Below are 19,056 nucleotides of genomic sequence, written 5' to 3'. Positions count from 1 at the left end.
ACCGAACCCGGACCACCGAACCCAGAGAGGCAAGGCCAGTCATGAATGACACCCGGACCACCGTGGACATGCCGGAGGTCAGCTGGACCGCGCTGGGCGCGGCCTGGACGCGCGCCCAGGAGGGCCGCAGGGCCGACCCGCTGTTCACCGACGACCTCGCGACCCGGTTCGTCGAGGCGGTGGGCGCGGACGCACCGTACATCCAGGCGGGCGAGGAGGCGCTCGCCCAGGACGAGCAGGACGTGCTCGCCAACCCCTTCACGGCCATGGGGGACTACGTCGCGATCCGCACCCGGTGGATGGACGACATCCTGCGCGCCGCGGCCGACGACGGCATCCACCAGGTCGTGCTGCTCGCGGCGGGCCTCGACACCCGCGCCTTCCGCATCGACTGGCCCGAGGGCACCAGGCTGTTCGAGCTGGACCTGCCCGAGCTGATCGACTTCAAGGAGGCCGTGCTCAAGGCCGACGGGGCCGTGCCCGCCTGCGAGCGCCACGCCGTCTCCTTCGACCTGCGGGAGGGCTGGTCGGCCGCGCTGCGCGCCGCCGGCTTCGCCCCGAGCCGGCCCACCGTCTGGCTGACCGAGGGACTGCTGCACTACCTCACCCCCGCCGACAACCAGCGCATGCTCGACGACATCAGCGCGCTGTCCGCCCCCGGCAGCCGACTGGTCGCCGACCACATCGACGCGGCCATGATGAGCGGCGACCACGCCGACACCGCGGACTCGACCGGCCTCGAATACGACCAGCTGGTCAGGGGCGGCCCGGGTGAGCCCCCGGTGTCCTGGCTGCGGCGGACCGGCTGGCGGGTGGAGGCGCACGCCCCCGCGGACTGCGCCGTGGCCTACGGCCGTCCCGTGCCGCCGCTGCTCGATCCGGCCGTGCCCGGCAGCGTCCGGGACGGTGCCCTGTTCCTGTCCGCCCACTGGAGCGGCGGGGAGCAGGACGGCGCATGAACCACGTGCGGTCCGGTGTCCCCGACGCCTCGGCATGCCGTGCGCCCGCGCCACAGGGCTGCGGGCGGGCCGTCGTCGGTACGCCGGCCCGCCCGCCCGCGTCCGCCGCGCACACGACACCCGGAGCACCGGACCGGGACACCGCGTCCGCCCGGGTCGCCGAGCTGGAACGCCTGCTCGGCGACCCGGGCGACCCGGCCAACCCGCACGGCTTCGAAGCGCTGCTCGCCGCCGACGAGGCGCGCCGGCCGCCCGGCCCGACCGGGCAACTGCTGGTCTCGGCCGGGCTGACCGCCGAGTTCGTGCCCGTGCGGCACGGCGGGCGGCTGGCCCGGGCCGACACCCTGGCGCGGGTGCTGCGTCCGGTCTTCCGCCGCGATCTCGCCCTGGGCTTCGGCCTCGGACTGCCCTCGCTGTTCGCCGCCGGGGCGGTGTGGACGGCGGGCAGCGACAGACAGCGCGCCGACGCCGCGCGGCTGCTGCTCGGCGGTGGCCGCGCGGCGATCGCCCACCACTCCCTGGCGCACTCCAACGTCATCTACCGCGACGAGGTACGCGCCACCCGAGTCCCGGCCGGGTTCTCCCTGACCGGCGCGAAGGAGGCCGTACTCAACGCGGACCGCGCGGGCGCACTCGTCGTCTACGCCCGCACCGAACCCGCACCCGGCCCGCGCAGCCACTCCGTGCTGCTGCTGGAGCCCGACGCGCTCCCGGCCGACCGCTGGTCCCGGCTGCCCCGTCGGCTCACCCACGGGATGCGCGGATGCTCGTACACCGGAGTGGAGTTCACCGGCTGCGAGGTGGGCGCGGACACCCTCGTCGGCGAGCCGGGCGCCGGGGTGGAGCTGGCGCTGCGGGCCTTCCAGCTGAACCGCTGCCTCGTCCCGGCGGCCGTGCACGCGGGGGTGGACACCGCGCTGCGCATGGCGGTCCGGGCGGCGACCGCCGGTCGTAGCGGGTCGCTCGCACGCCGCCTCCACACCCCGCTTACGGGTGTCCTCGCCGACCTGCTCACCGCGGACTGCCTGATCCGCGCCGGGCTTCGGACGCTGCACCTCGTGCCGGACGGCTCCAGTGTGCTGGCCGCCGTGGTGAAGTACCTGGTCCCCGATCTGCTGCGGGAGGCCGTGGAGGAGCTGTCCGGTGTGCTCGGCGCGCGCGGCTACCACCGCGGCGGCGACTTCGGCGGCTTCGAGAAACTCGTCCGGGACCTGCCGATGGCCGGGCTCGGCCACGCGGGTACGGCGGCGTGCCAGGCGGTGATCATGCCGCAACTGCGCGGTGCCGCGCGGACCTGGACCCTGTCGAACGAGCCGCCCGCCGCCCTGTTCGCCCCGGAGGTGTCCCTGCCCCCGCTGGACTTCACGGCGTTGCGGCCCGCGGGCGGCCATGACGCCCTGGCCGCGACCCTGCGGGGAGCGGCGGCCAGGCTCGCCGAGGGAGCTGCCCCGGCGGGCCCGACCGGGCGGGCCCTGGGCGAGCTGGCCGACAGCTGCGCCCGCGAACTGCTCGTGCTGCGCGAGCAGTTCCGCACCCGGCCCGCCTTCGACCGCGGCGCCCCGCCCGGCCCCGAGGCACTCGCCGCGGTGGACCGCTATGCGCTGCTGCTCGCCGCGGCGGCCTGCCTGGGGGTGTGGGAACGGCAGGACGGGCGGGATCCGTTCCTCGCCGGCGCCGAGTGGCCGGTCCTCTGCCTCGGCAGGCTGGTGCGCAGGCTCGGGCTGCCGGTCCCCGAACTGCCGCCGGAGTGCGTGCCGAGGATGCTCGACGAGGTGCTGTCCCGCTTCGCCCGGGGACGCGGCTACGACCTGCACGGCGACGTGCTGGCGGACGCGGCTCGGTGAGCGTCGCCGGCGTCCGCGCCGCCGTGTGGTGGAGAAGGGCACGAACATGACGTACGACGACCGGATCGGCGATCCGGTACACGCGGTGGGCCCGCAGGGGCCCTGGGACGACGTCCGCTCCCTCGTGGCGGGACGCGGCATCGCCGTCGTCTGCGCGACCTGGCCGCAGTGGCTGCCCGCCGTGCAGGACGACCCGGCGTTGCGCTCGCTGCTGGGCCGGGACTGGGACCGTTTCGTCCGCACCCCGGAGCCCACGGTGCGGTCCCGCTTCGCGGCCTCGCGGATGATCGTCAAGTACGCCGCGGGTGCCGCGCTCGGCACCACGCCCGAGTCCCTCGAACTGGCCTACCGCCCCGGCGGACGCCCGTATCTGCGTGGCTTCGACCAGCTGGAGATCAGCCTGACGCACACCGAAGAGGTGATCGCCGTCGGACTGAACCGACGCGGCCGCATCGGCGTCGACGTCGAGCCGCTCGGGCGGACGCTCCACCGGGACGTGGAGCACCTGGTGTGCACACCGGACGAGCGGACGGCGCTGGCGGGGCTGCCCACCGACGTCCGGGAGCGGGAACTTCGCCGTCTGTGGACGTTGAAGGAGGCGTACACGAAGGCGCTCGGGCAGGGCATGCGGCTGGGGTTCACCCAGTTCGGGTTCGGCCCGGACGGCCGCGGTGGGCTGCGCACGCCCCAGGGTTCGCGCGGAGAGCGCGGGGAGTGGGCGTTCGCCACCTTCACCGTCTTCGGCCGCTGGCTGCTGAGCGTGGCGGGCCATGACGCCGGTCTCGATCCGGATCCGGACATCCATGTGGACAGCATGCTCGACGAGAGGTTCATGGCGGCCGTGGCGGACTGGTCCCCGTAGCGCCCGATTTAGTCCCCGGCACTCGCACATGCGGACGGTTAGGATCGGCGGCTGGAAGCGGACGAACGGGGGACGCATGCTTAGGGTTCTGCTTGCCGAGGACATGCTCATGCTCCGGCGCGCACTGGTGTCGCTGCTGGAGCTGGAAGAGGACATCGATGTCGTGGCCGAGGTGGACTCGGGGGACGACATCGTGCCCAAGGCGCTGGAGGTGCGGCCGAACATCGCCGTCCTGGACATAGACCTGCCCGGTATCGACGGCATTCGCGCCGCGGCCCGGCTCCATGAGGAACTGCCCGAGTGCAGAACCGTCATCCTCACCAGCCTGGGCCGGCCCGGAAACCTGCGCCGGGCCCTGGAGGCGCACGTCAGCGGGTTTCTGCTGAAGGACCACGACCCGGCCCAACTGGCCGACGCGATCCGTTCGGTGGCCGCCGGACAGCAGGTCATCGACCCGCACCTGGCCGTCGCCACGCTGCAGGCCGCGGAGAGCCCGCTGACACCGCGCGAGGGGCAGGTGCTGCGGCTGGCGGCGGACGGTGACGACATAGCGGACATAGCCCGGAAGCTGTTTCTGTCCGCGGGGACCGTCCGCAACTATCTGACGGCGATCGTGACCAAGCTCAACGCACGTAATCGCGTGGACGCGATCCGGATCGCGCGGGAATCGGGCTGGCTGTGACCGGACGGGGCACCGGGCCGGACTCCACCGCCTCCAGGGGAACCGTGGCGACCAGCTCGAACCACCCCTCGGCGGGCACGCCCACGGTGAGCCGTCCGCCCTGGGCGGCCACCCGGGTCCGGAGGTTGCTCAGCCCGCTGCCCCCGGCCTCGCGCTCCCCGGCGGTGAGCAGGGAGGTGGCCGTCCCCACACCGTCGTTGGCGATGCGCAGACGCAGGTCCGGGCCCTGACGGGTGGTCTCCATCACGCACTGCTGCGCCTTGCTGTGGCGCAGCATGTTCGTGATGCCCTCCCGCAGCACCGTGGCCAGCACGGTGTCGGTGGCCAGCGGCAGGGCCGCCTCCTCCAGCCGTACCGTGGTCCGTATCCCCAGGTCGTTCAGCATCGACTCGGCGGCGGCGATCTCCGGGACGAGATTCATCTGCCGGTAGCCGCTGGCCACCGACCGCACGTCGCTCAGCGCCTGCCGGGCGGTCTGCAGCACCTCCCGCAGCTCGCGCTCGGCCCGGTCGGGCTGGGGGTCCATCAGGCGGAGCGTCAGTTCGCACTTGAGCGTGATGGTCGACAGGCTGTAGCCGAGCAGATCGTGCAGGTCGCGGGCGAAGCGCAAACGTTCCTGCGTGACCGCCAGATGGGCCAGCTCGCTGCGCGCGGACTGCACCTCGCGCACCAGCTCCGTGAGCCGGCTGAGCGCGTACAGCACGAGCCCGGTCAGGCAGGTGGCGACAACGTTGTACGCGAACTGTTCGTACCGGTAGCCGACCGCGAACTGGATCAGGCCCGTCAGCGCCGCGACCGCCCCGAAGGCCGGCCAGGCGAACACCCGCGGCAGCACCAGCAGCATGGACGCGCTCAGCAGCCCCGGCATCCCCAGCCAGGCGGCATGGAAGAAGGCGAACGGCAGGAAGGTGAGCAGGGTCTGCGCCGCCAGTGTCCAGTACCGGTACGGCACCAGCCGCTCGATCAGATGCGGAAACGAATGGCACAGCTGCAAGGTGCACAGCAGCGCCAACGTGCCGGTGAACTCGACCAGTCCGGTCGTCGAGTACGACGACTCCGGGATGTAGGAGAGGGCCACGGCGGCGAAGCCGAGGAGCACCACGAGCGTGATGGTCGTCGCCAGCCGGGGCGCCATGTCGGTCGCCCGTTGCCGGCCGGCTGGTCTCGCCCCCGGAGGGGATTCCTCCGCGGACAAGGAGTCATGGCTGACCCGCTCGGAAGGCATGCTCATCAGTCCCCCAAATCCCTACGAGCTGGACCCGACACGTGCCGGCCGAATACGGCCCCACCGCGCTCGCCCACCCCCTGTGCAAAGCCCAAGGGGGAGCTTAGTGTCCTGCGCAGGGATTATGGAGAGCGCGTACGGGTCACCGCGCCACCTGCTCGACGATGCGCCGCAAAGCCTCCACACAACGCCGGCGCCAGTCCGATCCGTTGACCGGGACCACCCGTTCCTGCCGGTCCTCACGGGCCGTCGGCAGCGTGCCGAGGACGAACTCGCCGATGCTCGACTCGGTCCGCCAGTCCAGGCCCAGGGCACGCGCCGCCAGATCGCTGTCGCCGGTCGACAGGGCGCACGGGGCCAGCCCCATGGCCGTACACACCAGATACAGCGTCTGGTGCAGCGCGCCGACGTCCTTGAGCAGCGCACTGTAGGCGAAGCCGCTGTACTTCCGGGTCGCGCGGCGGAACCGGGCCGTCGTGGTGATGAGCAACGGCGGTTCGCCGGTCAGCTGCGCGGTCTCCTGCGCCTGGGCCAGCAGTGAGTCCACCAGGACCGGTTCGGCCTCGACCCGGCGCAGCGTGTGGTGGACCGGGTCGTAGTGGTACGAACCGCGGTCGAGGCCCTCGCACCGGCTGACCGTCAGATACAGCTCCAGCGCGTACGTGGCCCCGAGGCTCGGGTAGGGGCGGTCGGTGACCAGCGGCGCGTACGGGTCGCCGGCCGGGTCGGCCACCAGCGACCGGACCCGGGCGCAGCGGTACAGCAGCTTGCCCAGCTGGGCCAGTGTCAGGGGATGGTCACCGTAACTGCGCACCATCGACAGTGCTTCCAGCGCCAGCGTGACCGGCGGATCCTCGGCCAGGACCTGTTCCAGGCGGGGATAGGGGAGTGCGGTGGTGCCCGCCCGGCGGGGCGGGAGGACGGCCGGTTCGGGGCTCGTCGTCGCGCCCGGCTCGTAGGTGGCGCCCGACGGGCCGTCGTGCCGGCCCAGCCGACTGCGCGCGTGCATCATCAGGTCGAAGGGGGACCAGTCCACCAACGCCGGATCCCGGTCCTCCGCGAACTCCCAGCCGTCGCCCGACTGTTGCGGCTCCCCGCGCACCAGCAGTCCGGCCTCGGCCAGATACCCCACCGCGGAGCGCACCGTGCTCACCGGCACCCCCAGCAGTGCGGTCGCCTCGCGCACCGAGGTCGGACGCGAGAAGCAGACCGCGAGCCACGCGGCCAGGACGTCGTGCAGCGACACCCGCACCGCGGACAGCGGGGACTCGATGCACAGCCCGCCCTCCTCCACCCGGAGCGACGCGAAACGGGAGAGCCGGTGCACCACGTCGTCCCGCGGCTCCCGCGGCACGAAACGCGCGTCGGCGGAGATCGGCACCACGGACAACAGCAGCCGGCCGGTGTCCGTGGCCAGGGATCTGACGACGACGGACTGCAGGGTGTCGAGCGCCCGGGCGAGCCGGGCCGCCTCCGCGCCGCTGCCGGGCGTCCCGAACCCGGGCACCACGTTGCCCAGGGAGACCGGCCCGTAGGACATGCGCTCCACGGTCTGGCACAGGGTGTCGTCCGGGCCCGGCAGACGTACGTCTCCCCAGCGGGTCATCAGCACCAGGTCGCCCTCGCCGTCGTCGGGAAACTCCACCAGCGTGTCCTGGCGCAGCGACCACAACTCCACGACGTCGTAGTGCGTCCGGAGCGGGTGCGAGGTGCGGCTGCCAGGCATGGAGGGACCGATCTGTACGACAGGGGGAGCGGGCGAGGGGAGAGCCGGGTGGAGATGGGTCACAGGAAGAGCGGAACGGGATTGAGGTCCTCGTAGCGGATGGGGGTGTCGAGGCGGCCCAGGCGCACGGGGACGTCGTAGAGCCTGCCGGGACCGAACCGTGCCCAGAAGCTGCGCAGTCCGGGCACGATCACCTTCACCACGGGCAGGCCGAGATCCGGCCGGGTCTGATCGAGCACGAGCAGGTCCAGGCCGTGGGCGCGGGTCAGGTCCTCGATCGTGCGGATGTCGTCGAGGAGGTCGGGGCGGCGGTCGTGGTGGACGAAGTCGCCGGGGGCGCGCACCGCCGCGCGCGGATCGGGCACCAGGTACGGGTGGCCGTCGACCGTGGCCGTCCGCCACCAGTCGAGCGCGGCCGGCTCGTCGCAGGCGTACCCCGTGCCGTCACCGGGTGCCGACACGACGGGCGGCAGCATCTGATTGAGCTCGGCCACCGCCCGGCGGAGCGCGATCCGTGGGTCGAAGTGGGCGCCGAACCCGAGCGAGATGTCCTCGGTGCGGGTGCCGGTACGGCGGGACAACGCGGCGAAGACCGGAATCCCCAGGTCGCTGGTGAGGTCGAGCACCCACACCTCGCGGCCCAGGCGGGCGTGCGCGTCGCGGACCCCGGACACCCAGGCGTCGCCGAACGCGCCTAGGTCCAGGCCGGGTTGACGGGTGCGGTTGTACCACCACAGCGCGACGGCGTCCCGCTCGACGAGTTCCAGGAACCCCTGCACAAGGGCGTCCTCGGCACTGCTCCCCGCCGCCGATCCGTTGGAGTTCGCCAGGCAGGACCGGGCACCCGGGCCGCCCGGCGCGTCGTAGTACAGCAGGGCGGTCGGCAACAGCCGGCGGGTGTTCGCGGTCAGCGACCACACCGGCGTCCAGTCGAGCGGAGCGTCCTGGTCGAAGGGTTCGGGCACCCGGTGCGCCGGGGCATGGGCGGCGTTCCACTGTTCCCGGTCGGCGAACTGCCGTGGGTGGAACAGCTGGACCGTGTCCGGGTGGACGGCCTCTCCGGAGAGCTCCCGCCAACTGGCCCGCAGCGTCGGCTCGTCGCCCTGGAAGTAGCCGCTGTGCCGCTCCAGCGCCTCGCACAGCGCGCTCACCCGGGCGTTGAGCTCGCTCGTGCCCTTGCCCGAGCTGTGGCTGCGCAGCCCGGCCCGGACCGACGAGAGACCCCTGGGACGGGCCACCGGGTTGTGGCCCGCGTGGAAGCAGTTCAGGAACTCGGGACCGCGCCGGTCCCGGCGGATCTCCTTGACGACCCCGGTCAGCGGGTCGACGAGATGCCCGTACTCGGCCATGACCTGTGCGGGTGTCAGGGCCCGGTCTCCCGCGGCGTCCTGGTCGGCCTTGGCACGGCTGCGGGGGACGAACGGGGCGTCGGTGCGCCGGGTGACGAGGTCCGGGGTGCCGCAACTCGGGCACTGCGGGCGGCGTCCGAGGGGATGGCGCCGCCCGTTCAGGCCCAGGCTGTCCAGGGTCCAGATGGCGTCCTGGCCCGGATAGCGGTAGCCGGCCAGCCACTTGACCGCCTCCAGCGCGGCCAGATGCAGGCCGAGGGCACGGCCCGCCGCCAGCGAGGAGCGCGGCAGCACCACGCGTCGGCCCAGCGACCGGTCCACGTGCGCCTCGGCCGGCCGGTTGCGGCGCAGCTGGTGGGCGGCGCAGTGCCAGCAGGCGGTCTCGCCCGGCCGGAACACCGGGCCGATCCAGGGACTGTCGCCCCCGGTGCGGACCAGCAGCCAGGGGGTGCCCGCGGCGCGGTGCGCGGCGTCCACCTCCGCCAGCGCGGGGTCGAGGTAGTCGTCGCAGACCACCACCGCCAGCTCGGGCCGTCCGCTGCCCGAGTGCAGCCGCAGCCCGGCCGCCCTCAGCGCGTCGGCCAGTTCCGGCACCTCCGCCGCCCCGGCCCGGGCGGCCAGGGCGCCGACCGTACCGGCGCGGGTCTGCCGCACGGCGGCGGGGGCGTCCATGCCGGCCAGTTCCCAGAAGGCCAGTTCGGAGGCGCGGTCCTGGCAGGCGGACTCCCACGGCGCGAGCAGACCGGCGTCATCGAGCCGGTCGAGGACCGTGCGGGCCGTCTGCTCGGGCACTGCGGCGGAGGCCTCGGCGATCACCTGGTCCCGGGTGCGGGTCCCGTCCAGCAGCGGCACCAGGGCGGTCACCCCGGTTCCGCGCAGCGCGCTCACCCCGCGCTCGGACACGAGGTACGCCCCTTCGTCCGGGACCACCTCCGCCGTCAGATGCGGTTTGAAGGCGAGGCACGGTGCGGTGGCCGGCGAGTTGTTCACGTTCCCCCCTGAAAAGCCCGGACGAGTTCACTGCGCTGAGACCGGACCGCCCGTTCTGCGGTGGGCGGTGGGCCGGCGTCAGGCGTCGAACCGGTCCTCGACCCAGCAGATGCAGGTACCGGGCTGGAACTCCTCCGTGGCCTGCGGCGCCAGGTCTTCCAGGACCAGGTCGTCGCCGCAGGCGGGGGACACGGAGGTGGGGGCGGTGGTCGTCCTGTTCATGGGTGTGCTCCTGAGTGACGAGGTGGGGAAAGCGACGAGCAGAAGCATCCCCAGCAGGCCGTCGGTGCGGCCAGTGCGGTCGTCACGCGTCGTCCATGAAGTCTTCATGGGTCACCCATGGCGACATTCACTCCGCCTTGAGGACGCCCGCACTGGTGGTCGTTCCGGCCCCGGTGTCAGCGTTGATCCACCGTTCAAGCAGGAGGAAACGTCGTGGAAATCAAGGTTCTTGGACCGCTGGACGCTCAACTCGCCGGGAGCTCGATCGTGCCCACCGCCGGCAAGCCGAGGCAGATCCTCGCGCTGCTGGCCCTCCACCGGAACCGGATCATGCCCGTCCCCACACTGATGGAGGAGATCTGGGGAACGGAGCTCCCGCGCAGCGCGCTGACCACCCTGCAGACCTACATCCTTCAGCTGCGCCGCCGCATAGGCGCGGCACTCGGACCTGACTCCCCGCACACGGCCAAGGACATCCTGGTCACCAGCCACGGCGGCTATCTGCTGCGCACCCCGCCGGACGCGCTGGACGCCCACGTGTACGAGCAGTTGGTGGAGCAGGGACGCACGGCCTTCGACGCGGGGGACAACGAGCGGGCGTCCTGCCTGCTGCGGCAGGCGCTGGAGATGTGGCGGGGCCCGGCGCTGGTGGACGTACGGGCCGGCACGATCCTGGAGGTCGAGACCGTACGGCTGGAGGAGAGCCGGCTCGGCACACTGGAACTGCGCATCCACGCGGACCTCGCCAGGGGCCGGCACGCCGCGCTGCTCACCGAGCTGACGGCGCTCGTCGCCCGCCATCCGCTGCACGAGGGACTGCACTCGCAGGCCATGGTGGCGCTGTACCGCTGCGGGCGCCAGGCCCAGGCGCTGGACGTCTACCACGCCCTGCGCGGCCGGCTCGTCGAGGAACTCGGCCTCGAACCCTCCACCCAGCTGCAGCGAGTGCACCACGCGGTGCTCACCGCCGACCCGGCGCTCGACGTCCCCGGCGTCCGGCAGGCACCCGCCTTCCAGCCCTTCGCCGCCTGAGTGACCGGCCCGCGGACCAGGACCTGCACGGGGCGGAGGCCGCGCAGGTCCTGAGCGTCTCAAGTGCCGTTCGAGGCCCGTCGACCAGGCTTGCCGGTATCCGGAGCACACGAGAACCGGCAGGCCGAGGAGGACTCATGACGGGGGAAGCGGCGAGGGACCACGAGCCCGTGCCGGTGTACTGCTTCGCACACGCCGGGGCAGGCGTGTCCGCCTTCCACCGGTGGCGGCAGCGGCCCGACCCCGCGATGGGGCTACGGCCGGTGCTGCTCCCCGGCAGGGAGAAGCGCCGGGACGAGCCCCGGCTCACCGAACGCCCCGCACTCATCGCCGACCTGCTGCGCTCGCTCGGCCCGCTGCCGGTCCCACCACGCCCCTACATCCTGTACGGACACAGCCTGGGCGGCCTCGTCGCCTACAGCCTGGCCCGCGCACTGGCCGACGCCGGACTTCCCGCACCCGCCCTGGTCGCCGTCGGCGCCTGCCCGCCGCCCGACGCCGTGACCCCCCTAGCCGACAGCGCGGAGGCCTCCGACACCGAACTGGTCGCGATGCTCTCGTCGTTCGGTGCCGTACCGCCCGGCGCCCGGCCCGGCGGCACCTGGTACCGGGCCGTGCTGCCCGTCCTCCGTGACGACCTGCGGCTGGCCCGCGCCCTGCGCGGCGCCGCGACCCGGCCCCTCGGCGTCCCGCTGCTGGCCGTCGCGGGCCGGCGGGACCCGATCGCCGGACCCGGCGTCATGGCCGGCTGGCGGGAGTGGACGACGGACGCGTTCGTCGAGCGCGTGCTTCCCGGCGACCACTTCTTCCTCCGCGACCGTGAACTGCCCCGTCTGCTCGGCCGGGCCTGTCGCACCCTCACCCGTTTCGCGGGGCGCACCGCACCGGTGCCCGTACCGATCCCGCAGGACCGGCCGGCGCACGGCGCTCCGCGCGGCCCCCACCACACCGGAACCAGCAGGAGATCACCCATGCCCATGGGGACAGCCACAAGGGACAGCCGATGAACCGTCGTGTCGTCATCACCGGAATAGGCGTCGTCGCCCCCGGAGGGGTGGGCACCAAGGCGTTCTGGGAGCAGCTGACCGCCGGACGCACCGCGACCCGGGGCATCAGCCTCTTCGACGCCTCGCCGTTCCGCTCCCGGATCGCCGCCGAGGTCGACTTCGACCCGGCCGAGCACGGTTTCACCTCCGAGGAGGCCGAACGCCTCGACCGGGCCGCACAGTTCGCCCTCACCAGTGCCCGCGAGGCGGTCGCCGACAGCGGGCTGGACGCGGACCTCGACCCGCTGCGCACCGGCGTCGCGCTGGGCAGCGCGGTCGGCTGCACCATGGGGCTCGACGTCCAGTACAACCGCGTCAGCCGCGGCGGATCCGACTGGCACGTGGACCACACGCTCGCCGTCGAGCACCTCTTCGACTACTTCGTACCGAGCTCGATGGCGGCCGAGGTCGCCGTGCTCACCGGCGCCCGCGGACCGGTCTCCATGATCTCCACGGGATGCACCTCGGGTCTGGACTCCGTCGGGCACGCCGCCGAGCTGATCCGCGAGGGCAGCGCGGACGTGATGATCGCCGGGGCCACCGAGGCACCCATCTCACCCATCACCGTGGCCTGCTTCGACGCCATCAAGGCCACCTCGCCCCGCAACGACGACCCCGCCACGGCGTCCCGGCCCTTCGACCGCACCCGCAACGGGTTCGTCCTCGGCGAGGGCAGCGCGGTCCTCGTCCTGGAGGACATCGAGCACGCCCGCCGCCGGGGCGCGCACATCTACGCCGAGATCTCCGGCTTCGCCAGCCGCTGCAACGCGTACCACATGACCGGTCTGCGCCCCGACGGCAGGGAGATGGCCGAGGCGATCCGCGTCGCACTCGACGAGGCCCGGCTGGACGCGACGGCGATCGACTACATCAACGCCCACGGCTCCGGCACCAAGCAGAACGACCGGCACGAGACGGCGGCGTTCAAGCGGAGCCTGGGCGAGCACGCGCACCGGGTGCCGGTCAGCTCCATCAAGTCGATGATCGGCCACTCACTGGGCGCCATCGGCTCGCTGGAGGTCGCCGCGAGCGCCCTGGCCATCGAGCACGGCACGGTGCCGCCCACGGCCAACCTGCACGAACCCGACCCGGCCTGCGACCTGGACTACACCCCGATCACCGCCCGGGAACAGCGCATCGACACCGTCCTCAGCGTCGGCAGCGGCTTCGGCGGCTTCCAGAGCGCCATGGTCCTCACCAGCCCCCGCTCGAAGGAGACGGCATGAGCACCACCGCCCCCGCACACCTCCCGTCCGCGGCGCCGCACGGGAGCGCGCCGAGCGGCCGGGGCACACCCGCCGACCGCGCCGTGGTCACCGGGATCGGCGTCGCCGCCCCCAACGGGCTGTCCACACCGGTCTGGTGGGAGGCCGTCCTGCGCGGCGAGAGCGGCATCCGGCCGGTCAGCCGGTTCGAGTCGGGCCGCTATCCCTCGTCGCTGGCCGGCGAGGTGCCCGGCTTCGTCGACGCCGACCTGATCCCCAGCCGGCTGCTGCCCCAGACCGACCGCATGACACGGCTGGCCCTCGTCGCCGCCGAGGAGGCCCTGAGGGACAGCGGCATCGGCCTGGAAGAGCTCCCCGAGTACGGCGCGGGCGTCATCACCGCCGCCTCGGCCGGCGGGTTCGAGTTCGGCCAGCGCGAGCTCGAAGCCCTGTGGAGCAAGGGCGGTCAGCACGTCAGCGCCTACCAGTCCTTCGCCTGGTTCTACGCCGTCAACACCGGTCAGATCTCCATCCGCAACAACCTGCGCGGACCCAGCGGCGTGCTGGTCACCGAGCAGGCCGGCGGCCTCGACGCGGTCGCCCAGGCGCGCCGCCAACTGCGGCGCGGAGTACGGCTGGTGGTGACCGGCGGGGTCGACTCGGCGCTGTGCCCGTGGGGCTGGGCCGCCCACATCGCGGGAGGCCGCATGAGCACCGGCGACCGCCCGGACCGTGCCTATCTGCCCTTCTCGGCCGACGCCGACGGCCATGTCGTCGGCGAGGGCGGAGCCCTGCTCGTCCTGGAGGACGCGGACTCGGCCCACGCCCGCGGCGCCCGGCCCTACGGCGCCGTCGCGGGATACGCGGCCACCTTCGACCCGGACCCGAGCGACCCCTCCGGGCTGCGCAGGGCCGCCGAACTCGCCCTCGCCGACGCGGGAGCGGCCGGTGACGAGGTGGACGTCGTCTTCGCCGACGCGGCCGGCGAGCGGGACCAGGACCGTGCCGAGGCGGTGGCGCTGGCCGACCTGTTCGGCCCGAACGGCGTTCCCGTCACCGCGCCCAAGACCATGACGGGCCGGCTCTCGGCGGGCGGAGCGTCCCTGGACCTCGCCGCCGCCCTGCTGTCCCTGCGCGACCAGGTGGTGCCGCCCACCGTGAACGTGACCGCGCCCGCCGAGGACTGCCCCATCGACCTGGTGACCGGACGCCCGCGCCCGCTGGCCCTGCGCACCGCCCTCGTACTGGCTCGGGGCCGGGGCGGATTCAACGCCGCCGCGGTCGTCCGCGCCGCCAGCTGACCCTGCCCGCAACCGCCCCGCGCACCGCACGCGAGAAGGAGAAACCGACACCATGCCCCTGCAGTTGACCCTGGACGACCTGACCACCCTGCTGCGCGAATGCGCCGGCGAGGACGAGACCGTCGATCTGTCCGCCAACGTGCTGGACGTCCCCTTCGTCGAACTCGGTTACGACTCGCTGGCCATCCTCCAGACCACCGGACGCATCGAGGTCACCCACGACCTGTTGCTCGACGAGGAGGCCGTGACCGAGGTCGAGACCCCCCGCCAGTACCTCGACCTGGTCAACGGGGCGCTCAGCGCCCAGCAGACCGCCTGACCCGAACGGCGCACCGGGCAGGCCCGCCGAAGGACCTGCCCGCCGCATCCACGACCGTCCCAGCCGGAGGAGTCGCAGCGTGACCACGCACCATCCCACCGCACCGGACCTCACGGGCCGCACCGCCCTGGTGACCGGGGCCACCCGGGGCATCGGGCTCGCCGTCGCCCGCAAGCTGACCGCCTGCGGTGCCACTGTGCTGCTCAACTACGCCCACGACGAGGCGCGCGCCGCCGAAGCCGTCCGTTCACTGGCCGGACTGCCGGGCACCGCGGCCGCGGTACGCGCCGACATCACCGACCCGGCCGCGCTCGACGGCCTGTTCGACGAGGCCGAGCGACGCCTCGGCGGCCTCGACATCTTCGTGCACAACACCTCGTACTTCCGGCCGTCGGCGACCCTCGGCACCGCGCCCGACACGGTCGACCGTTCACTCGCCGTCGCCCTGCGTCCGCTGCTCGCCGGGGCGCCCCGGCTCGCCGAGCTGATGGCCGGCCGCCCCGGCCGCATCGTCGCGATCTCCAGCGCGGGTGCCCGCCGTGTCGTGCCGCGCTATGTCTCGGCGGGCATCGCCAAGGCGGCACTGGAGTCCTTGGTGCGCTACCTCGCGGTGGAGTTCGCCGGCCGGGGCGTCGCCGTCAACGCGGTGTCGGCCGCGAAGGTCGACAAGGGCGACGGGAGCGTACCGGCGGAGGTGGCCAAGGCGATCGTCGGGCGCACCCCCGGCGGACGCCTGACCACCCCCGAGGACCTCGCCGACGCCGTCGCGCTGCTGTGCACCGACGAGGCCGCCTGGCTCCAGGGCCAGGTCCTCGTCACCGACGGCGGCCTCGGCCTGGTGGCCGGGTGAGGGGGCCGTCATGACGACACCGGAACCGCATCCGCCCCGCGACCCCGGAGCACCGGTCGACGACCTCCCGGAGACGGACGTCTGCGTCGTCGGCGCCGGCCCGGCCGGTCTGGCGCTCTCCCTGATGCTGCTGTGCTCGGGCGTACGGGTGACGCTCCTGGAGAAGTCCACCCGCCTGGAACGGGAGTTCCGCGGGGAAATCCTCCAGCCGGGCGGCCAGAGCATCCTCGACAGCCTCGGCGTGCTCGCCGCGATCCGCAGCGCCGGCGCCTGCGAGCTCGACGGGTTCCAGCTCGTCGACCGCGACCGCGTGCTGCTCGACATCGACTACCGGCGCCTGCCGCCCCCGTACGACCATCTTTTGGCGGTGCCGCAGCGCCATGTGCTGGAAGCGCTGCTGGCGGCCTGCCGCACCCTGCCCGGCTTCCACTACCTCGACGGCCACCGGGTCAGCGGGCTGATCCAGGACACGGGCCGGGTCACCGGAGCCGTCGCCGCGGGACCGGGCGGGCGCCGTCGGGTGCGCGCCGCGGTGGTCGTCGCCGCCGACGGCCGCTTCTCCAAGACACGTGCGCTGGCCGGGATCGACGCCGGGCGCGTCGAGGCGTTCCGGCACGACGTGCTGTGGTTCAAGCTGGACGCGCCGGAGCGGCAGACCCGCCGGGTCCGGGTGCACCGCACCGGACACAGCCCCGTGCTCGTGCACGACTCCCACCCCGACCGTTTGCAGATCGGCTGGACCCTGCCGCACCAGAGCTGGCCGCGGATCGCCGCGCGGGGCGTCGACGAGGTCAAACGCGAACTGGCCGCCGCCCTGCCGCAGTTCGCGGACCTCATCGAGGACGGCATCGGCCGACTCTCCGACCTCTCGCTGCTGGACGTGTTCGCCGGCAAGGCGGACGAGTGGACGCGGGACGGGCTCGTCCTCGTCGGCGACAGCGCCCACACCCACAGCCCGCTGGGCGCGCAGGGCATCAACCTGGCGCTCCAGGACGCCGCGGTGCTGCACCCCGTACTGCTGCGGGCGCTTGCGGACGGCGACACCTCCAAGGAGCGGTTCGCCCCCTTCGTGGACGCGCGGACGCCCGCCGTGAACTCCGTGATGAAGATGCAGCAGATGCAGGCCAAGGGCATGTTCGGGGCCGGCGGGCCGGCGGCCGACCTGCTGCGTTCCACTGTCGCCCGGCTGATCCGGCACAGCCCCCTCGGCGTGCGGATCACCGACAAGGTCGCCTTCGGCCGCACCCCGGTCGAGGTGCGGACCGACCTGTTCACCACCACCCCCGCGGCGCGCCCGGCGGAAACCGCCGTACGAACCGCACGAGCCGCACGACCGGCGTCCCCGACGGACCCGGCCAAGACGGCACCAAGGAAGGGATGACCCCCATGCACCTCATCGACCTCTCCTCCCCGGTGGACGCCGCGGCGTGGGAACCCGATCCGGTGGAGCACAAGATCCTCACCCCGGCCGAGGGCGCCCGGCACATGAGCGAGGAGATGAAGGCGCACTTCGGCATCGACTTCGACCCCTCGGTGCTGCCCGACGGCGAGTTGCTCTCGCTGGACACCTTCACCCTCACCAGCCACACGGGCACCCACGTCGACGCCCCCTCGCACTACGGATCGACCGCCTCCTACGGCACCCCGCGGCACATCCACGAGATGCCGCTCGACTGGTTCCACCGCCCGGCCGTCCGCCTGGACCTGCGCGACCAGCCGGTCGGTGCCGCGGGCGTCGAGGTGCTGGAGAAGGCGATCGCCCGGATCGGGCGCACCCCGCAGCCGTACGACATCGTGCTGCTGAACACCGGCGCCTCGGCCTACGTGGGCACACAGAAGTACTTCACCGACTTCACCGGGCTCGACGGGGAGGCGACCGATTTCCTGCTCGACCTCGGAGTGAAGGTGATCGGCACCGACGCCTTCAGCCTGGACGCGCCCTTCGGCCACATGATCCGTCGCTACCAGGAGACCGGGGACCGATCGGTGCTGTGGCCCGCCCACTTCGCCGGACGCCGCCGTGAGTACTGCCAGATCGAGCGGCTGCACAACCTGGACGCGCTGCCCGGCGACTTCGGATACACCGTCTCCTGCCTCCCCGTGAAACTGGTCGGCTCCGGCGCCGGCTGGGCCCGCGCCGTGGCCCTGGTCGAGGAGTGAGCGCGATGACACAGGACCTTGAGTCCCCTGCGGCCCCGCTCCGGCTGGTGCTGATCGTGGGCAGCACGCGCACCGGCCGGTTCGGCGCCGGAGTCACCCGCTGGTTCGCCTCCCAGGCAGCCGGGCGCACCGATGTCGAGATCGATGTGGTGGACCTCGCCGAGGTCCGGCTGGAGCAGGAGTTCCCGGCGCCCGGCCAGGCACCCGGGCCCCGCACCACCGCACTGGGATCACGACTGGACCGAGCCGACGCGTTCGTCGTCGTCACCCCCGAGTACAACCACAGCTTCCCGGCACCGCTGAAGGACGCCGTCGACCGCTTCCGCGCCGAGTGGCGGGCGAAGCCGGTCGGATTCGTCTCGTACGGCGGAATGTCGGGAGGCCTGCGAGCCGTCGAACAACTCCGTCTCGTGTTCGCGGAACTGCACGCCACGACCGTCCGGGACGGGGTCAGCTTCCACAACGTCTGGGAGTGCTTCGACGTCGACGGCGGCCCGAAGGACCCCACCGGGGCCGAGGCCGCGGCCAAGAAACTGCTCGACCAGCTCGCCTGGTGGGCGTCCGCGCTGCGCGAGGCCAGGGCGCGGCGCCCGTACGAAGCCTGATGCCGATCTCGCAGAGCCGGAGAACCGGAGCGAAGATTCCATGCACGCCGAAGAGCTGAGCGTTCCGGGTGCCTTCCTGATCACCCCGGAGCCCTTCCGGGACGACCGCGGATCCTTCCACGAGGCCCTGCGCGTCGACGAGTTGGAGAAGGTCACCGGCCGCCCCTTCGCGGTACGGCAGATCAACTTCTCGGTGTCACGGCGCAACACGCTCCGCGGCATTCACAGCGTGTCCGTGCCGCCCGGCCAGGCGAAATACGTCTCATGCGTACGCGGTGCCCTCCGGGACATCGTGGTCGACCTGCGTCTCGGGTCACCCACCTACGGCGAGTACGCCAGCAACGACCTCGACGCGGAATCCGGAAGGTGCGTCTACGTACCCGAGGGCGTCGGACACGGATTCCTCGCCCTCAGCGACGACACCTGCATCTGCTACGTGCTGTCCAGCGCGCACGTACCCGGAACCCAGATCGACATCGACCCGCTCGATCCCGAACTGGCGCTTCCCTGGGGCTTCGACGAGCCGCCGGTGATGTCGGCCAAGGACGCCGGGGCGCCCACCGCGGCGGACGCGGCAGCCGCGGGGCTGCTCGCCAGGTGGCAGGACGTGCGCTGAAGCGGTGCACGGGCCACGGAAACGGACCGGAACAGGACCGGAACAGGACACCGGAACAGGAGG

The 19,056-nt window shown here is 72.9% G+C and carries 18 protein-coding genes; 14 read left to right on the top strand and 4 right to left on the bottom strand.

Annotation, left to right across the window (positions count from 1 at the left end):
• The first annotated feature begins 41 nt into the window (after positions 1-41).
• The 4 genes from BLU79_RS33620 (at position 42) to BLU79_RS33605 (ending at position 4,347) form a co-directional block, all read left to right on the top strand.
• Positions 42-959: an SAM-dependent methyltransferase gene (locus BLU79_RS33620; RefSeq protein ID WP_093909752.1), complete on the top strand. Its 918-nt coding sequence runs from the start codon at positions 42-44 to the stop codon at positions 957-959.
• Positions 956-2,803 carry an acyl-CoA dehydrogenase family protein gene (locus BLU79_RS33615; protein ID WP_107489323.1) on the top strand — a complete coding sequence of 616 codons (1,848 nt, stop codon included), beginning with the start codon at positions 956-958 and terminating at the stop codon, positions 2,801-2,803. Before BLU79_RS33620 ends, BLU79_RS33615 begins: the two co-directional genes overlap by 4 nt.
• Before the next feature lie 46 nt (positions 2,804-2,849).
• Complete coding sequence (locus tag BLU79_RS33610) at positions 2,850-3,665, top strand: 4'-phosphopantetheinyl transferase family protein (RefSeq protein WP_093909788.1); 816 nt, start codon at positions 2,850-2,852, stop codon at positions 3,663-3,665.
• 76 nt (positions 3,666-3,741) lie between these two features.
• Positions 3,742-4,347 carry a response regulator transcription factor gene (locus BLU79_RS33605; protein WP_093909751.1) on the top strand — a complete coding sequence of 202 codons (606 nt, stop codon included), beginning with the start codon at positions 3,742-3,744 and terminating at the stop codon, positions 4,345-4,347.
• On the opposite strand, the gene BLU79_RS33600 is transcribed toward BLU79_RS33605, so the two are convergent.
• The 4 genes from BLU79_RS33600 to BLU79_RS48410 all read right to left on the bottom strand — a co-directional run bounded on the left by BLU79_RS33600 (position 4,289) and on the right by BLU79_RS48410 (position 9,859).
• Positions 4,289-5,578, bottom strand: a complete 1,290-nt coding sequence (locus BLU79_RS33600; protein WP_256333554.1) for a sensor histidine kinase — start codon at positions 5,576-5,578, stop codon at positions 4,289-4,291. The genes BLU79_RS33605 and BLU79_RS33600 overlap by 59 nt on opposite strands.
• Positions 5,579-5,714: 136 nt before the next feature.
• Positions 5,715-7,298 (bottom strand): SagB/ThcOx family dehydrogenase, encoded by a 1,584-nt coding sequence (locus BLU79_RS33595; RefSeq protein WP_093909750.1) that lies wholly within the window; start codon positions 7,296-7,298, stop codon positions 5,715-5,717.
• Between the two features lie 59 nt (positions 7,299-7,357).
• On the bottom strand, positions 7,358-9,637 hold the full coding sequence (locus tag BLU79_RS33590; RefSeq protein WP_143052543.1) for a TOMM precursor leader peptide-binding protein: 2,280 nt from the start codon (positions 9,635-9,637) through the stop codon (positions 7,358-7,360).
• Positions 9,638-9,715: 78 nt separating this feature from the next.
• A complete protein-coding gene (locus tag BLU79_RS48410; protein WP_177001275.1) occupies positions 9,716-9,859 on the bottom strand; it encodes a hypothetical protein in 144 nt (47 codons plus the stop codon).
• A gap of 213 nt (positions 9,860-10,072) precedes the next feature.
• Between BLU79_RS48410 and BLU79_RS33585 the strand changes: the two genes are divergently transcribed.
• The 10 genes from BLU79_RS33585 (at position 10,073) to BLU79_RS33540 (ending at position 18,993) form a co-directional block, all read left to right on the top strand.
• Positions 10,073-10,891, top strand: coding sequence for an AfsR/SARP family transcriptional regulator (locus BLU79_RS33585; RefSeq protein ID WP_093909749.1), 819 nt, complete (start codon positions 10,073-10,075; stop codon positions 10,889-10,891).
• 137 nt (positions 10,892-11,028) lie between these two features.
• On the top strand, positions 11,029-11,898 hold the full coding sequence (locus tag BLU79_RS33580) for a thioesterase II family protein (RefSeq protein WP_093909748.1): 870 nt from the start codon (positions 11,029-11,031) through the stop codon (positions 11,896-11,898).
• Positions 11,895-13,163 (top strand): beta-ketoacyl-[acyl-carrier-protein] synthase family protein, encoded by a 1,269-nt coding sequence (locus tag BLU79_RS33575; RefSeq protein ID WP_093909747.1) that lies wholly within the window; start codon positions 11,895-11,897, stop codon positions 13,161-13,163. Before BLU79_RS33580 ends, BLU79_RS33575 begins: the two co-directional genes overlap by 4 nt.
• On the top strand, positions 13,160-14,443 hold the full coding sequence (locus BLU79_RS33570; protein ID WP_093909746.1) for a ketosynthase chain-length factor: 1,284 nt from the start codon (positions 13,160-13,162) through the stop codon (positions 14,441-14,443). The genes BLU79_RS33575 and BLU79_RS33570 overlap by 4 nt, the downstream gene beginning before the upstream one ends.
• Positions 14,444-14,495: 52 nt before the next feature.
• Positions 14,496-14,762 carry an acyl carrier protein gene (locus BLU79_RS33565; protein ID WP_093909745.1) on the top strand — a complete coding sequence of 89 codons (267 nt, stop codon included), beginning with the start codon at positions 14,496-14,498 and terminating at the stop codon, positions 14,760-14,762.
• 79 nt (positions 14,763-14,841) lie between these two features.
• Entirely contained in the window at positions 14,842-15,612 is a 771-nt protein-coding gene (locus BLU79_RS33560) for an SDR family oxidoreductase (RefSeq protein WP_093909744.1), read from the top strand.
• 10 nt (positions 15,613-15,622) lie between these two features.
• Positions 15,623-16,993: an FAD-dependent monooxygenase gene (locus tag BLU79_RS33555; protein WP_093909743.1), complete on the top strand. Its 1,371-nt coding sequence runs from the start codon at positions 15,623-15,625 to the stop codon at positions 16,991-16,993.
• Between the two features lie 5 nt (positions 16,994-16,998).
• Positions 16,999-17,772: a cyclase family protein gene (locus BLU79_RS33550; RefSeq protein ID WP_093909785.1), complete on the top strand. Its 774-nt coding sequence runs from the start codon at positions 16,999-17,001 to the stop codon at positions 17,770-17,772.
• 5 nt (positions 17,773-17,777) lie between these two features.
• Positions 17,778-18,377, top strand: coding sequence for an NADPH-dependent FMN reductase (locus BLU79_RS33545; RefSeq protein WP_093909742.1), 600 nt, complete (start codon positions 17,778-17,780; stop codon positions 18,375-18,377).
• Positions 18,378-18,417: 40 nt separating this feature from the next.
• Entirely contained in the window at positions 18,418-18,993 is a 576-nt protein-coding gene (locus BLU79_RS33540) for a dTDP-4-dehydrorhamnose 3,5-epimerase family protein (protein WP_093909741.1), read from the top strand.
• The last annotated feature ends 63 nt before the right edge of the window (positions 18,994-19,056 follow it).

Origin of the sequence: Streptomyces sp. cf386, from assembly GCF_900103585.1 — a bacterium.
Lineage (GTDB): Bacteria > Actinomycetota > Actinomycetes > Streptomycetales > Streptomycetaceae > Streptomyces.
This window is presented reverse-complemented; position numbering and strand designations above follow the sequence as displayed.